Here is a 15,496-nt window from a genome sequence, read left to right on the forward strand (position 1 = left end):
TCCGGAGCGGGGTGACGGGGATCGGCGCAGGGGACGCCGGAGAGCGATGGTACCCGCGAGCGGGGGGTGCCCGCTGAGCCGGCGACGGGGCTTGCGCTCAGCGCCCGGTCGCCCGGACCGATCGCGTCACGGTGAACTTGCCGTCGCGCGCGAGGACCGAGGTGGCGCCCACCGACCGGCGCAGCTCGGCGGGGTGGGCGAGATGGGAGTTGAAGACGGTCCAGAGCTCGCCGCCCGGTCGGAGGAGGCGTCCGGCCGCGCGGATCATGCGGCGTGCGACCAGGTCGGTGACCGCTCCGTCCGAGTGGAACGGCGGATTGCAGACGACCACGTCGACCGAGCCCGCATCGAGCGTGGAGGCGTTGTCGTCGCGGAGGACACGGACGCGCAGTCCGTTCGCCTCGGCGGTGGCGCGGGCCGACTCCGTCGCCGCGCGGGACGTGTCGGTGGCGACGACGTCGAGGTCGGGGCGCGATCGGGCGAGCACAGAGGCCAGGATGCCGGTGCCGCAGCCGAGATCGACGGCAGTGCCTCCCGGGAGGGCCGCGGTGTCGAGGGCGGCGAGGAGGGCGCGGGTGCCGATGTCGAGCCGGGCGCCCGCGAATGCTCCGGCGACGGCGACGACCTCCAGGTCGAGCTCGTCGAGCCGACGGCGCTGCATTGCAGGAGCGGGCGGCTGCACGGCGTGCGCGGCGCTCGCGAGCAGCGCCCGCGACTTCTGACGCGCGAGACTCACGTCGATCCGCTCGTAGCGCGTGCGCAGCACCTCGTTCATGCCGTGCGTCATGTGCTTGATGCGGCCCGCTGCGATCAGGGGCGCGGAGGGAGCGGAGAGCGCGGTGCCGGCGGCGATCGCCGCGAGCGCGTCGAGCGAGCGCGGCAGGCGGAGGAGGACGGCGTCGCTCCCGCGCACCGCGTCGGCGACCGAGTCGACGACGGTGAACGGGGCGAGCTCGATGCCGGCCTCGCGGACGATCCGGGCGTTCTCGTCGAGCGCCCGCTCGGCGGTGACGGAGTCCTGCACGCTGCGGACCGCGATCCCCTCGGCGGCCAGGGAGAGCGTCAGCGCTCCGTAGGCGTCCTGCACGACGGCGACCTGCGAGCTCTGCTCCAGGAGCCCGAGGAGGAGCCGGTCGGTCGCGTCGACGGCGACGAGGGACGGCGCCTCGACGTCGGGCCGGCGACGCAGGAGGCCGAGGACGTCCTCGCGCATCGCGCCTCCGATCGGCGACGGGACACCCGCCGCCGGAGCGCGGGACGACCCACCAGGGCAAAAAGAAAGGACCTGAGAGTGGAGTCCCAGGCCCTTCGCTCCCCGACTTGGACTCGAACCAAGAACCTACCGGTTAACAGCCGATTGCTCTGCCAATTGAGCTATCGAGGATCATCCGACCACCCGGAGGCGATCAGCGCACGTCTACTTTAGCAAACTCTGCGTGAAGACCAAATCGAGAGGAGCGGAGGTCAGTAGCCCGCCTCCGGGTCGACCGATCCCAGCAGGTCCTCCCCCGCGGCGAACGCCGCCACGTTGGCGCGGACGCGCTCCGCGAGCAGCGGAGCGGTCATCTCCGGGGTGTCGGCGGTGTGCGGGGTGATCAGGCAGCGCGGCTCGGTCCAGAGCGGGTGCCCGTCCGGCAGCGGCTCCGGATCGGTCACGTCGAGGGCTGCGCCGGCGAGACGTCCCTCGGCCAGCGCGGCGACGAGGGCGTCGGTGTCGACCAGCGTGCCCCGGGCGATGTTGACGAGGACGGCGCGGGCCGGCAGCCGCGAGAGCAGCTCGGCATCGACGAGACGCCTCGTCCCGGTCGTGGCGGCGGCGGCGAGCACCAGCACGTCGGCCTCGGCCGCGACCTCGGCCAGGCGGTCCGCGGTCACGGTCCGCTCCGCACCGGGCATCGGCTCGGGGCTGCGTCGCACGACGCTCACGCGGGCGTCGAACACCGAGAGGAGCCGCAGGAGCTCCGTGGCGATGCCGCCCGCTCCGACGACGACGACCCGGGCCCGGTGGAGCGTCGTGGCGTGCTTCGCGCCCCACGACTCCGCCCGCGCCCGTTCCGGCAGGGAGCGCAGCAGCGCGAGCGTCAGCGCGAGGGCGTGCTCGGCCACCGGCTCGGAGTAGGCGCCCTTCGCACTCGTCCAGGCGAGTCCCGGCCGCGCGGCGCGCTGCAGCACCTCCGAGAAGGCGTCGACCCCCGCCCACGGCAGCTGCACCCAGCGGATCGTCGGGTGCTCGGCGAGCACGTCCTCGAGTTCCTGCGTGCGCCCGTACGAGAGCCAGAGGAGCGCGTCGGGGGCGTCGTCCAGGTCGACGAGGCGTCCGCCACCCTCCCGGATCGCGCGGGTGAAGACGTCCTTGGAGCGCGGCAGGACCGCGACGCGCGGCGCGGTCACAGGACCTCCTCGGCCGGAGCGACGCGCTGGGCGCGGGTGGCGTCGAAGCGCTCGTACTCGGCGAAGGCGGCGCCGAGCTCCTGCACGTACGGGTGGCGCGACTCGGTCAGCACCTCCAGCAGCCGGCCGTAGGCGACCACCTCCCCGCCGACGAGGACCGCGATGCGGTCGGTCGCCCGACTGAGGACGTCGATGTCGTGGCTCACCACGACCGCCGCGAAGTCCTCCTGGCGGCGCAGATCGGCGAGCAGGTCGACGATCGACTCCCGGACCGTCGCGTCGATGCCCGAGGTGGGCTCGTCGGCGACGAGCACCCTGGGTCCGAGGACGAGTGCCCGCGCGATCGCGACGCGCTGCCGCTGCCCGCTCGAGAGCTCGTACGGGAAGCGGTCGAGCAGGAACAGGGGCAGATGCACCGAATCGAGCAGTGTGGCCACGCGCACCGCGGCGCTCTTGGGGTCGTAGCGGCGATCGCGGAGGTAGATCGGCTCGGCGATCAGCTCGGACACGGTCAGCTCGGGGCGGAGAGTCGCTCCGGCGTCCTGCGCCAGGTAGGCCACGTCGAACGTGAAGCGCTTGACCTCGCGGGCGGGCAGGTGGCGCAGGCCGTGACCGGCTACGGTCGCGTCGCCGCCGGTGATGACCGGGCGCGCGCGGTCGCCGTCGCTGCCGAGCCCGTCGCCGCCCAGCACGCGGGCGAGCGTCGACTTGCCCGAGCCGCTGCCACCGAGGATCCCGAGCACCTCCCCCGGCTCCACCCGGAGGCTGATGCCGCGCAGGGCCGTCCAGCGCCGGCTGATGCCGCGGGGCGGGTACTCGACGCTGAGATCGTCGACGACGATCGGCGCGGCCGGGGTGCTCACGCGTCGCGCTCCGCCCGCGTGATGCTGCGCAGGAGCTCGCGGCGCTCGGCCTGCTCGGCCGGATCCGGAACGGGCAGCGAGGCGAGCAGGCGCTGCGTGTACGGGTGCTTCGGCGCCGAGAGGACCTCCTCGCCCGTGCCCTCCTCGACGAGCTCGCCACGGTAGAGCACGGCGATCCGGTCCGCGAGCAGATCGACGACCGCGAGATCATGGCTGATGAAGAGCGAGGCGAAGCCGAACTCCCGCTGCAGCTCCGAGAACAGCTCGAGCACGCGCGCCTGGACCGAGACGTCGAGCGCCGAGGTGGGCTCGTCGGCGATCAGCAGCTTGGGCTGCAGCGCCAGCGCCCGTGCGAGGCTCGCGCGCTGGCGCTGGCCGCCCGAGAGCTCGTGCGGATACCGGTCGCCGTACGACTTCGGCAGCTGCACGGCCTCGAGGAGCTCGTCGACGCGGGTCCTGGCCGACCCCGCGTCGGGGAACCTGCGGTGCACGACGAGCGGCTCGGCGACGCACTCGGCGATGGTGAGCAGCGGGTTGAAGCTCGACGCCGGGTCCTGGAAGACGAAGCCGATGTCACCCCGCACCGGGCGGAAGGAGCGCTCGCGGATGCCGCGCATCTCCTTGCCGAGCACGCGCAGGGATCCGCCGGTCACCGTCGTCAGGCCGGCGATCGCCCGCCCGATCGTCGTCTTGCCCGAACCGCTCTCGCCGACGAGTCCGAGGACCTCGCCGGCGCGGATGCGGAACGAGACGCCGTCGACCGCGACGAAGCCGGCGCGGCCCAGGCGGCCCGGGTACTGGATCCGCAGGTCGTCGGCCTCGACCAGGACCTCGGCCTGGGGCCGGCTCGCGCGCTCGATGGCGCGGTCCTTCGCGCGAGCGACGCCCTGGCCCACGTGCGGCACGGCGGCGAGCAGCTTCTTCGTGTAGTCGGCCTTCGGCGAGGCGAAGAGCTCGGCCACGGGCGCCTCCTCGACCAGCTCGCCCTGGTACATCACCGCGACGCGGTCGGCGAGATCGGCGACCACGCCCATGTTGTGGGTGATCAGCACGATGGAGGTGCCGAAATCGTCGCGGCAGCGGCGGAGGAGATCGAGGATCTCGGCCTGCACCGTGACGTCCAGCGCCGTCGTCGGCTCGTCGGCGACGATGAGGCCGGGATCGAGCACGAGTGCCATCGCGATGACGACGCGCTGCTTCTGCCCGCCCGAGAACTGGTGCGGGTAGTAGTCGACCCGCTTCTCCGGCTCCGGGATGCCGACGGTGCGCAGCACATCGATCGCCCGGGCGCGCGCCTCCTTCTTCGAGACGCTGCCGTGGGCGCGCAGCCCCTCGGCGATCTGCCAGCCCACGGTGAACACCGGGTTGAGCGCCGTCGAGGGCTCCTGGAACACCATCGCGACGTCGGTGCCGCGGATCTCGCGCAGGCGCGCCTTCGGCACCGAGACGACATCGGTGGAGGAGCTGCCGTCCTTCTTCGAGAGCAGCACGACGCCCGAGGCGGTCGCCGTCTCGGGCAGGAGGCCGAGGATCGTCTTCGCCGTCACCGTCTTGCCGCTGCCGGACTCGCCGACGATGGCGAGCACCTCGCCGCGCTCGACCCGGAGGCTCACCCCGGCGACGGCGCGCACGGCGCCCCTGTCGCTGGCGAAGGCGACCTCGAGGTCGCTGATGTCGACGATCGGCCGCTGGTCGCTCATCGCGTCCCCTCCACTCCGGCGACGGGGTCGTGCCCCGGCGTCTCCAGGCCGTCCGCGGCGAGCACGCCGCCCGGGACGACGGACGTCGCGGCCACGTCGCCGGAACCGGCGGCCACCGCGCGCCGACCGCGCAGGCGCGGGTCGGCGAGGTCGTTCAGGCTCTCGCCGACGAGCGTGATGCCCAGCACGACGAGGACGATGGCGAGGCCCGGGAAGACGGAGGTCCACCAGATGCCGCTCGTCACGTCCGAGAGCGCCTTGTTGAGGTCGTAGCCCCACTCGGCCGCCGAGGTCGGCTCGATGCCGAAGCCGAGGAAGCCCAGGCCTGCGAGGGTCAGGATCGCCTCGGAGGAGTTGAGGGTGAAGATCAGCGGGAGGGTCCGTGTCGCGTTCCGCAGCACGTGGCGGAACATGATGCGGCTCGTCGAGGCTCCGACGACCTTCGCGGACTCGACGTAGGCGTCGCCCTTGATCCGCACCGTCTCGGCGCGGATCACGCGGAAGTACTGCGGGATGTAGACGACCGTGATCGAGACGGCGGCCGCGAAGATGCCGGCCCACAGGTTCGACTGCCCGCCGGAGATCACGATCGACATCACGATTGCGAGCAGGAGGGTCGGGAAGGCGTAGATCGCGTCGCAGATCACGACGAGGACCCGGTCGAGCCAGCCCCCGAGATAGCCCGAGACGAGGCCGAGGAAGACGCCGACGAAGATCGAGAGCACGACGGCGACGACGATCACGAGGAAGGCGGTCTGCGCTCCCCAGAGCACGCGGCTGAGGACGTCGTAGCCCCCGACCGTCGTGCCGAGCAGGTGCTCGGCGCTGGGCGGCTGCTGGGCGCCGAAGGATCCGCTGTCGGAGCGGAGCTGCGAGTAGCCGTAGGGCGCGATCAGCGGAGCGAAGAGGGCGACCAGGAGGAACGCACCGGTGATGACGAGGCCCGTGACGAGCATCCCGCGCTGCAGCCCCACGCTCTGGCGGAGCTGGTGCACGACGGGCAGGCGGTCGACGAGGCGGCGCCGCGGTCGCGCGGCGGAGGCGGTGGTGGTGCTCATGCTCAGTACCTCACTCGCGGGTCGATGAGCGCCGCGATGACGTCGACGATGAAGTTGGTCAGCGCCACGATCACGGCCAGCAGGGCGACGATGCCCTGCACGGCGACGAAGTCGCGGGCCTGGAGGTACTCGGCCAGCTGGAAGCCGAGGCCCTTCCACTCGAAGGTGGTCTCGGTCAGGACCGCACCGCCCAGCAGGAGGGCGATCTGCAGGCCGATCACCGTGATGATCGGGATGAGCGCCGGCCGGTAGGCGTGCGTGCGGACGAGGCGGAACTCCCCCACTCCGCGCGACCGCGCCGCGTCGACGTAGTCGGTGCCCAGGGTGCCGATCACGTTGGTGCGCACGAGCCGGAGGAAGATGCCGGCGGTCAGCAGGCCCAGCGCGACGGCGGGCAGGACGGCGTGCGAGAGCACGTCCGACACGGCGGCCGGATCTCCGGTCTGGAAGGCGTCGATCAGGTAGATGCCGGTCTTGTTCTCGAGGAACTGCAGCGACAGCTCGGTGCTGGTCGAGGCGCGCCCGGCGACCGGGAACCACTTCAGCCAGACCGCGAAGACGAGCTTGAGCAGCAGGCCCGCGAAGAACACCGGAGTGGCGTAGCAGAGGATCGCGAAGATGCGCAGCACCGCGTCGGGCGTGCGGTCGCGGTGGTAGGCCGCGAGCATGCCCAGCGGGATGCCGACGAGGAACGCGACGAGGAGCGCGTAGAACGCGAGCTCGACGGTCGCCGCTCCGTAGGTGAGCAGCACCTCGGTGACGGGGCGGTTGTCGCTGAGGGTGGTGCCGAAGTCGCCCGTGAGCAGCTGGCCGAGGTACTCGAAGTACTGCACGATCAGCGGGCGGTCGTAGCCCGCCGCCGCGACGCGCTCGGCGAGCTGGTCGGCGGTCAGGCGGCCGCCGAGGGCGGCCGTGATCGGGTCGCCCGTCGTGCGCATGAGCAGGAACACCATCGTCACGAGGATGAAGACGGTCGGGATGATGAGCAGGAAGCGGACGAGCAGGTAGCGCCCGAGTCCGCCCCCGGAGCCGCGCGGTCGCCGGGTGGGCGCCGTCGCCGCAGCCGTCGTGGCTGTCGTCACGTGATGCCTTTCGTGGAGAACGGCGGCCGGCGCCTCCCGAGCGGGGAGGCGCCGACCGCCGGAGGGTGGATCAGCCCTTGCTGAGCGCGGCGTAGCGGAACTTGAAGGACGCGTCGAGCGTGTCCTCGGTGCCGCTGACATCGCTGCCGACGACGGCGACCTGCGAGCCCTGCAGGTAGGGGACGGTCGACAGCTGCGCCGCGACCTTCTCCTGGATCTGCTCGATGAGCGCGGTGCGGGCGTCGGCGTCGGTCGTCGAGACCTGCTCGGCGATCAGCCCCTGGACCTCGGCGTCGTCGTAGTGGTTCGCGAGGAAGTTCTCCTTGATGAAGAACGGCGAGAGGTAGTTGTCGGCGTCCGAGTAGTCCGGGAACCAGCCCAGCTGGTAGGCGGGGTAGACGTCGGAGCTGCGGTCCTTGGAGTACTGGACCCACTCCGTGGTCTGCAGGTCGACGGTGAACAGACCCGACGACTCGAGCTGGTCCTTGATCAGCGCGTACTCATCGCCCGAGGACGGGCCGTAGTGGTCGTTCGAGTACTGGAGGCTGAGGTTCACCGGCTCGGTGACACCGGCGGCCTCGAGGGTCGCCTTCGCCTTGTCGGCGTCCGGTCCGCCCTCGCCGTCGCCGTAGAGCGACTTGAGGGGCTCGGTCGCGCCGGTCAGTCCCTCGGGGACGAAGGAGTAGAGCGGCGTGTAGGTGCCCTTGTAGACCTGGTCGGCGATCTCCTCGCGGTCGATCAGGTCGGCCACGGCCTGGCGCACGGCGAGCGACTTGGCGGCGTCCGCCTCCGGGGTCGTCGCGCCGAAGGGCTGGGTGTCGAAGTTGAAGACGATGTAGCGGATCTCGCCGCCGGGGCCGTCGACGACCTTGACCGCGTCGTTGCCGCGCAGGTCCTCGACGTCGGTCGCGGAGAGGCTCCGGAACGCGACGTCGATGTTGCCCTCCTGGATGTCCAGCTTGAGGTTCGACGAGTCGGCGTAGTACTTGACGTTGACGGTGCCGGTCTCGGCCGCGCCGAGCACGCCCTCGTAGCCCTCGTACGCCTTGTACTGGATGAGGTTGTTCACGTCGTAGTTGGCGATCGTGTACTGGCCGGCGAACGCCTCGCCCGAGACGATCTCGTCGTCCGAGGTGAGCGCATCGGCCGAGAAGACGTCCTCGTCTACGATCGGGCCCGCGGGGCTCGAGAGGATCTGCGGGAACGTCTGGTCGTTCTCGGACTTGAGCGTGAAGACGACGGTGGTGTCGTCCGGTGCCGCGACGCTGTCGAGGTTCGCGAGGAGCGACGACGGGCCGTTCGCGTCCGCGATCGCGAGCTGGCGGTCGAAGGTGAACTTGACGTCGGAGGAGGTGAGGTCGTTGCCGTTCGCCCACTTCAGACCCTCCTTGAGGGTCACGGTGTACTCGGTCGGCGCGGTGAACTCGGCCGACTCGGCGATGTCCGGCTCGACGTCCGGGCTGCCGTAGGGGGTGTTCATCAGGAACGGGTAGACCTGGTTCATCACGGCGAACGAGCCGTTGTCGTACGAGCCGGCCGGGTCGAGCGTCGTGATCTTGTCGGTGGTGCCGATGGTGAGGGTGCCCCCGCCGGCGCTGTCGCCGGACGAATCGGAACCGCCGGCGGAGCAGCCCGCGAGCACGATCGCGACCGCGGCGAAGCCGGCGGCGGCGGAGAGCGCGCGAGCGCTGCGGGTGGATGCGGATGTCATTGTCCGTCTACCTCTTCCTGGTAAGGATTCGATGCGGGTGCGCTCGTGGCGCGGTCTCGTGGCGCACAGGTCTCCTGTGAGCGCACGGGCGCGCGGAGGCGTGCGCCCGCAGTGCTGTTGTTCATGGGTAACACATGTGGAAGCGCTCTCCGGACAGGCGGGGTCCGCCGCGTCCGAAACTTCACACGACTGCAACACGCCCCTGGACGGGTGACGGCCGCGCCGCGGGCGGCGATCACTCGCTCCGCAGGGCGCGCTTCTCGCGCTCGAGCTCGACGAGGCGCACCTGCACGGCTCGGGACATCACGGGATCGGCGGAGGCACGCTGCAGGGCACCGCGCAGCTCGGCGATCTCGCGCAGAAGATCGCGCTCGATCAGCGAGACGGCGACGTCGCGCGCGTACCGGGCGAGCTTCGCCTCGTCAGCCGCGGGGATCGGCGCCACGGCGAGCTGGCGGACGAGCGAGGCGAACGGGCCGGGGACGTCGTTCGCGACGTGCTCGACCCAGTCGCGGTCCTCCGCCCGCTCGAGGTTGGCGACGACGGCGTCGCGGACGACGCGCAGGGTCTCGTTCGTCACGGCGGCGTGAGCGGCGCGCGCGAGCAGCTCGGTGCCCATGGCCTGCGGGAGCTGGAGCATCGCCATCAGCGCTTCGCGCTCGATGCGCGTGACGACGTCGACCGGGAGGTCGGCGAGGCGCGCGCCGGCGGGCGCCTCGGGCGCCGCGCTCTCGGGCTCGCGTCGCTCGTCCCGGGATCCGGAGGAGCGGGGGCGGGAGCCGGCCGAGCGGACGGCCGAGTTGACCTCCGACATGTCGAGGCCGAGCATCCGCGCCAGCTCACGGGAGTACCCGGGCCGCAGCGCGGGGTCGCGGATCTCGGCGACGACCGGGGCCGCGGCGCGCAGGGCGGCGATCCGCCCCTCGACCGTCTCGAGGTCGTACCGCGCGAGCAGCTGGCGGATCACGAACTCGAACATCGGCTTCTTGTCGTCGATGAGCCGTCGCACGGCGTCGTCGCCGCGGTTCAGCCGTAGGTCGCAGGGGTCGAGCCCCTCGGGAGCGACCGCGACGAACGTCTGCGCGGCGAAGCGGTGCTCCTCCTGGAACGCGCGCATCGCCGCTTTCTGGCCGGCCGCGTCGGGGTCGAACGTGAAGACGACCTCGCCGACTCCGCTGTCGTCCCCCAGCACCCGGCGGAGCACCTTGATGTGGTCGACGCCGAAGGACGTGCCGCAGGTGGCGACCGCGGTGGTCACGCCCGCGAGATGGCAGGCCATCACATCGGTGTAGCCCTCGACGACGACGACGCGGTGGCCCCGCGAGATGTCGCGCTTGGCGAGATCGAGCCCGTAGAGGACCTGGGACTTGTGGTAGACGGGCGTCTCGGGGGTGTTGAGGTACTTCGGCCCCTTGTCCTCCTCGAGGAGGCGGCGGGCGCCGAAGCCGACGGTCTGACCGGTCACGTCCCGGATGGGCCAGACGACCCGACCGCGGAACCGGTCGTAGACGCCGCCGCGGTTGCTGCTGCTGACGAGGCCGGCGGCGGTGAGCTCGGTCTCGGAGAAGCCGCGGTGCTTGAGGGCGGTCGTCAGACCGTCCCAGCCGTCGGGCGCGAAGCCGACGCCGAAGCGATCGGCCGCGGCGCGGTCGAAGCCGCGCTCACCGAGGAAGCGGCGCCCGACGTCGGCTCCCGGAGTGGCGAGCTGCTCGCGGAAGAACTCCTCCGCCGCCCTGTTCGCCTCGAGCAGGCGCACGCGACCGCCCGTCTCGGGGGCCTGACCGCCGCCCTCCTCGTACTGCAGGACGATGCCGACGCGGGCGGCGAGCCGCTCGACCGTCTCGCTGAACGACGTGTGGTCCATCTTCATGATGAAGCTGTAGACGTCGCCCGACTCCTGGCAGCCGAAGCAGTGGTAGAAGCCGGCCTGCGGACGCACGTGGAAGCTGGGACTGCGCTCGTCGTGGAAGGGGCAGAGGCCCTTCAGCGAGCCGACACCCGCCGACTTCAGGGTGACGTACTCGCCGACGATGTCGCCGATGTTGACGCGGGCTTTGACCTCCTCGACATCCTGCTGTCGAATCCGTCCTGGCACGGTGTCCATCGTAGTCGCCGGTCCCTGCCCGGCGACTCGCGGTCGGCTTTTCGATGGTGCGGGTTCCGTGGAGCGTCCTCCGTCCGCCTACGGCGATCCGCTGACACGCGGATCACCTGTTCGGCTGTGCCGTCGTCGGCGCCGGTCCCCGCCCGACGTCGCGCAGTCGGCAGTACTCATCCGGAGCCGGTCCCTGCCCGGCTCCCCGCGGTCGGCTTCTCGACGTGCGGAGTCCCGTGGAGCGGGTTCCGTCCGCCTCCGGCGATCCGCTGGAACGCGGAGGTGCTCTCGTCGACGCCGGTCCCTGCCCGGCGCCGCGCAGTCGGCTTCTCGATGGAGCTGGTCCCGCAGAGCGGGTCCCGTCCGCCTACGGCGATCCGCTGGCACGCGGAAGTGCTCTCGTCGACGCCGGTCCCTGCCCGGCACCGCGCAGTCGACTTCTCGATGGAGAGGGTCCCGCAGAGCGGATCCCGTCCGCCTACGGCGATCCGCTGGCACGCGGATCACCTGTTCCGCTCGGATGGGGCCGCGGCGGCGCGCTCTCGGGCGCTGCGGTCGGGTTGTGCTGCACAACATGAGCTGAGGAGGGGGTTCAACCGCTGACAGGCTCTAGACCCCCTTGTCAGCAGACGTTGCGTATCGCGCTGCCGCTCCGGAGACGCTCTCGCTTTCCTCTGCTGGTCGAGTAGCCCCGCAGGGGCGTATCGAGACCGCCACCGGACGACGCGGATCCCGATACGGCCGCTCCGCGCCCTACTCGATCACGAAGAGGCGAGCGGACGACCCGCCGACCCTCTCCGAGCCGAACGGGTGATCCGCGTGCCAGCGGATCACCCTAGGCGGACGCACCCCGCTCTGCAGAACGCGCCCATCCACGAAAGCCGACCGCGCGGGGCCCGGCAGGGACCGGCCCCGTACCGGCACAGCCGAACGGGCGATCCGCGTGCCAGCGGATCACCCTAGGCGGACGCGACCCGCTCCTCGGAACGCGCCCATCCACGAAAGCCGACCGCGCGGGGCCCGGCAGGGACCGGCCCCGTATCGGCACAGCCGAACGGGCGATCCGCGTGCCAGCGGATCACCCTAGGCGGACGCACCCCGCTCTGCGGAACGCGACCATCCACGAAAGCCGACCGCGCGGAGCCGGGCAGGGACCGGCCCCGTATCGGCACAGCCGAACGGGCGATCCGCGTGCCAGCGGATCACCCTAGGCGGACGCACCCCGCTCTGCGGAACGCGCCCATCCACGAAAGCCGACCGCGCGGAGCCGGGCAGGGACCGGCCCCGTATCGGCACAGCCGAACGGGCGATCCGCGTGCCAGCGGATCACCCTAGGCGGACGCGACCCGCTCCTCGGAACGCGACCATCCGCGAAAGCCGACCGCGCGGAGCCGGGCAGGGACCGGCCCCGTATCGGCACAGCCGAACGGGCGATCCGCGTGCCAGCGGATCGCCCTAGGCGGACGCGACCCGCTCCTCGGAACGCGACCGACCGCGACGGCCGACGGCGAGGAGCCGGGCAGGGACCGGCTCCTCATGAGCACAGCCGACCGCGCGGGGCCGGGCGGGGACCGGCCCCGTCATGGGCACAGCCTCTCGAACCACGCCAGGGCGCTCTGGTCGGTGAGGTTGGCGACCTGGTCGACGACGACGCGGCGGCGGGAGTCGTCGGAGTCGCTCGCGCGCCAGTCCTCGGCGAAGCCGGGCTCGAGGGCGCCTTCTCCGCGCTCGAGGAGGGTGTCGGCGAGGCGGGTGAGGACTTCGCGCTGCTGCGCGTAGATCGGCTGGCGGGTGTTCCGCGACATGACGAAGGTGGCGACGATGCCCTTGAGCACGGCGATCTCGGCCTGCTGCTCGCGCGGGACGACGACGTGACCGCCGAAGCGGACGAGGTCGGGGTGCGAGTACGCCTCGCGGGTCGCCTCGGTGGCGGCGGCGGCGAAGCGGCCGATGAGCTGGCTGGTGAGGTTCTTCAGGCGCGCCTGGTCGCGGCGGGAGCCGTCCCAGGAGTCGAGCCAGACGTCGAGCGAGTCGAGACGGTCGAAGGCCGCGACGAGCTCGGAGTGCTCGATCTCGCCGCCCACCCAGGCGTGCATCGAGGCGACGAGGTCGTCGTGGTCGCTCCGGGAGCCGAGCGCTTCGACGTCGATGTAGCCCGAGACGACGGCGTCCTCGAAGTCGTGGACCGAGTAGGCGATGTCGTCCGAGAGGTCCATGACCTCCGCCTCGATGCAGCGCACGCCCTCGGGCGCGCCCTCCCGCATCCAGGTGAAGGCCGGCGCGTCGTCGGCGTAGAAGCCGAACTTGGCCCGCCCGGACGGGTCGGCGACGGAGCGGGTGTCGGGCCAGGGGTACTTGCAGCTCGCGTCGAGGCTCGCGCGGGTCAGGTTGAGTCCGTACGGCCGCGCGTCGTCGCCGAAGACCTTGGGCTCGAGGCGGGTGAGCAGGCGGAACGTCTGCGCGTTGCCCTCGAAGCCGCCGATGCCGTCGGTCCAGGCGTTGAGGGCGCGCTCGCCGTTGTGCCCGAAGGGCGGGTGCCCGATGTCGTGGGCGAGGCAGGCGGTGTCGACGACGTCGGGGTCGAGGTCGAGGCTCGTGGCGAGCTCCCGGCCGATCTGGGCCACCTCGAGCGAGTGCGTGAGGCGGTTGCGGGCGAAGTCGACTCCGGCCGTGGGGCTCAGGACCTGCGTCTTGGCCGCGAGGCGGCGCAGCGCGCTGGAGTGGAAGAGCCGCGCCCGGTCGCGGGCGAAGTCGGAGCGGCGGGTGGAGTGGTCCTCCGGCAGGAACCGCTCGACATCGACGAGCGAGTACCCCCAGAGCGCGCGGTCATCCACCGCTGTGGTGGACTTCGGCGGCGGACACGTCGGCGCGCTGACCGGCGTCGAGCTCGCGCGACTCGAGCCAGCGGTCGGGCAGCGACGGGACCTTCGGGGATCCGGCGCGACCGCGCTGCCCCTCGGCGGCCTCGCCCGGGTACGGCACCTCGGGGTCGAGCTGCGCGAGCAGCTCGTCGAGCTCGGCGAGCGTCTCGGCGGACGCCATGCGCGCGCGCAGCTCGCCGCCGACGGGGTAGCCCTTGAAGTACCAGGCGACGTGCTTGCGGATGTCGCGGCAGCCGCGCTCCTCGCTCTCGAAGAACTCGCAGATGAGCTCGGCGTGGCGCCGGAACGCGGCGGCCACCTGCCCGAGCGTCGGGCGGAAGCGCTCGTCGGACCCGGCGAAGGCCGCGGCGAGATCGCCGAACAGCCACGGGCGGCCGAGGCAGCCGCGACCGACGACGACGCCGTCGCAGCCGGTCTCGGCCATCATCCGCAGCGCGTCCTCGGCCGACCAGATGTCGCCGTTGCCGAGCACGGGCACGCTCGTGATCGCCTCTTTGAGCGTCGCGATCGCCGACCAGTCGGCGTGACCGCTGTAGAACTCGGATGCGGTGCGCGCGTGCAGGGCGATCGACGCGACTCCGGCGCCCTCCGCCGCGCGGGCGGCCTCGAGGTAGGTCAGGTGGTCGGCGTCGATGCCCTTGCGCATCTTGACGGTGAGCGGGACGTCGCCCGCCGCCTTCACCGCTCCCTCGACGATCTGGCGGAACAGGGGCAGCTTCCACGGCAGCGCCGCTCCCCCGCCCTTGCGGGTCACCTTGGCGACGGGGCAGCCGAAGTTGAGGTCGATGTGATCGGCGCGGTCCTCCGCGACGAGCATGGTGACGGCCTCGGCGACCGTCTTCGGATCGACTCCGTAGAGCTGGATCGAGCGGACGGACTCGCTCGGGTGGTGGCGGATGAGCCGCATCGACTCCGGCGTGCGCTCGACGAGCGCGCGGGAGGTGATCATCTCGCTCACGTAGAGGCCCGCGCCGAACTCGCGGCACAGGCGGCGGAACGCGGTGTTGGTGATCCCCGCCATGGGAGCGAGGACGACCGGCGCGTCGAGTTCGAGGGGGCCGATGCGCAGCGCCGGCGCGGGTCGCGCGGGCGGTGGGGCCAGAAGAGTGGAGGACATCGGTAATGATTCTCCCAGATCCTGTGTTGGGGAAGGCGGGACGAGCAGAGGAGACCCGGACGATGAGCACGATCGACGCTGTGGAGGACGGACCGGCCCGGTTCGAGGAGGATGCGCGAGCGCGCGGCCTGGACGTGGAGGTCGTCGACCGACCGGAGGCGGGCAGCCTCGCGGAGGCGGCGCGGCTGCTGGGCATCGACCCCGCCACGATCGTGAAATCGCTCGTCGTGAAGCGCCACGACGGCGCCCTGCTGTTCGCGCTGATCCCGGGCGGCCGGCAGATCTCGTGGCCGAAGCTCCGCGCCGTCGTCGGAGTGAACAAGCTGCGCCTCCCCGACGAGACGGCGGCCTTCGAGGCCACCGGCTACCGTCGCGGCACCATCACCCCGATCGGCTCCACCACCGCGTGGCCGGTCTTCGCCGACGAGCGGATCCGCGGGCAGCGGATCGCGATGGGCGCGGGCACCGGCGGGCGCAGCGCGTTCGTCGACGCGGACGCGCTGATCGCGGCCTACGGCGCGACCGTGGCCGACATCAGCGTCGAGGAGCCTCCGCGCTGACCGGAGCGACGACGGCGGGGACGGCGCAGACGCCGTC

General features: G+C 71.9%; 11 protein-coding genes and 1 tRNA gene. 1 reads left to right on the forward strand and 11 read right to left on the reverse strand.

Annotated features, from left to right (window positions below):
- Window positions 1–97 precede the first annotated feature (97 nt).
- The 11 genes from IOC53_RS00490 to dusB form a co-directional block, all read right to left on the reverse strand.
- On the reverse strand, window positions 98–1,213 hold the full coding sequence (locus tag IOC53_RS00490; protein WP_207402431.1) for a methyltransferase: 1,116 nt from the start codon (window positions 1,211–1,213) through the stop codon (window positions 98–100).
- Window positions 1,214–1,311: 98 nt separating this feature from the next.
- Window positions 1,312–1,384 (reverse strand) — tRNA-Asn (locus tag IOC53_RS00495).
- Window positions 1,385–1,464: 80 nt separating this feature from the next.
- Window positions 1,465–2,391 carry a D-isomer specific 2-hydroxyacid dehydrogenase family protein gene (locus IOC53_RS00500; RefSeq protein ID WP_207402432.1) on the reverse strand — a complete coding sequence of 309 codons (927 nt, stop codon included), beginning with the start codon at window positions 2,389–2,391 and terminating at the stop codon, window positions 1,465–1,467.
- The gene (locus IOC53_RS00505; protein WP_207402433.1) at window positions 2,388–3,254 is read right to left on the reverse strand and encodes an ATP-binding cassette domain-containing protein; all 867 of its coding nucleotides are present in this window, start codon (window positions 3,252–3,254) and stop codon (window positions 2,388–2,390) included. The genes IOC53_RS00500 and IOC53_RS00505 overlap by 4 nt, the downstream gene beginning before the upstream one ends.
- On the reverse strand, window positions 3,251–4,954 hold the full coding sequence (locus IOC53_RS00510; RefSeq protein WP_207402434.1) for an ABC transporter ATP-binding protein: 1,704 nt from the start codon (window positions 4,952–4,954) through the stop codon (window positions 3,251–3,253). Before IOC53_RS00510 ends, IOC53_RS00505 begins: the two co-directional genes overlap by 4 nt.
- Window positions 4,951–6,012 (reverse strand): ABC transporter permease, encoded by a 1,062-nt coding sequence (locus tag IOC53_RS00515; protein WP_207402435.1) that lies wholly within the window; start codon window positions 6,010–6,012, stop codon window positions 4,951–4,953. Before IOC53_RS00515 ends, IOC53_RS00510 begins: the two co-directional genes overlap by 4 nt.
- Before the next feature lie 2 nt (window positions 6,013–6,014).
- Window positions 6,015–7,094: an ABC transporter permease gene (locus IOC53_RS00520; RefSeq protein ID WP_207402436.1), complete on the reverse strand. Its 1,080-nt coding sequence runs from the start codon at window positions 7,092–7,094 to the stop codon at window positions 6,015–6,017.
- A gap of 70 nt (window positions 7,095–7,164) precedes the next feature.
- Window positions 7,165–8,805, reverse strand: a complete 1,641-nt coding sequence (locus IOC53_RS00525; protein ID WP_207402437.1) for an ABC transporter substrate-binding protein — start codon at window positions 8,803–8,805, stop codon at window positions 7,165–7,167.
- 235 nt (window positions 8,806–9,040) lie between these two features.
- Window positions 9,041–10,909: a DNA primase gene (gene dnaG / locus IOC53_RS00530; RefSeq protein ID WP_207402438.1), complete on the reverse strand. Its 1,869-nt coding sequence runs from the start codon at window positions 10,907–10,909 to the stop codon at window positions 9,041–9,043.
- A gap of 1,571 nt (window positions 10,910–12,480) precedes the next feature.
- Window positions 12,481–13,734 carry a deoxyguanosinetriphosphate triphosphohydrolase gene (locus IOC53_RS00535; RefSeq protein ID WP_207402439.1) on the reverse strand — a complete coding sequence of 418 codons (1,254 nt, stop codon included), beginning with the start codon at window positions 13,732–13,734 and terminating at the stop codon, window positions 12,481–12,483.
- Window positions 13,727–14,899, reverse strand: coding sequence for a tRNA dihydrouridine synthase DusB (dusB, locus tag IOC53_RS00540; protein WP_207402440.1), 1,173 nt, complete (start codon window positions 14,897–14,899; stop codon window positions 13,727–13,729). Before dusB ends, IOC53_RS00535 begins: the two co-directional genes overlap by 8 nt.
- Window positions 14,900–14,961: 62 nt before the next feature.
- Between dusB and IOC53_RS00545 the strand changes: the two genes are divergently transcribed.
- Window positions 14,962–15,459, forward strand: a complete 498-nt coding sequence (locus IOC53_RS00545) for an aminoacyl-tRNA deacylase (RefSeq protein ID WP_207402441.1) — start codon at window positions 14,962–14,964, stop codon at window positions 15,457–15,459.
- The last annotated feature ends 37 nt before the right edge of the window (window positions 15,460–15,496 follow it).

The organism is Rathayibacter sp. SD072 (assembly GCF_017355185.1).
Taxonomy (GTDB): Bacteria; Actinomycetota; Actinomycetes; order Actinomycetales; family Microbacteriaceae; genus Rathayibacter.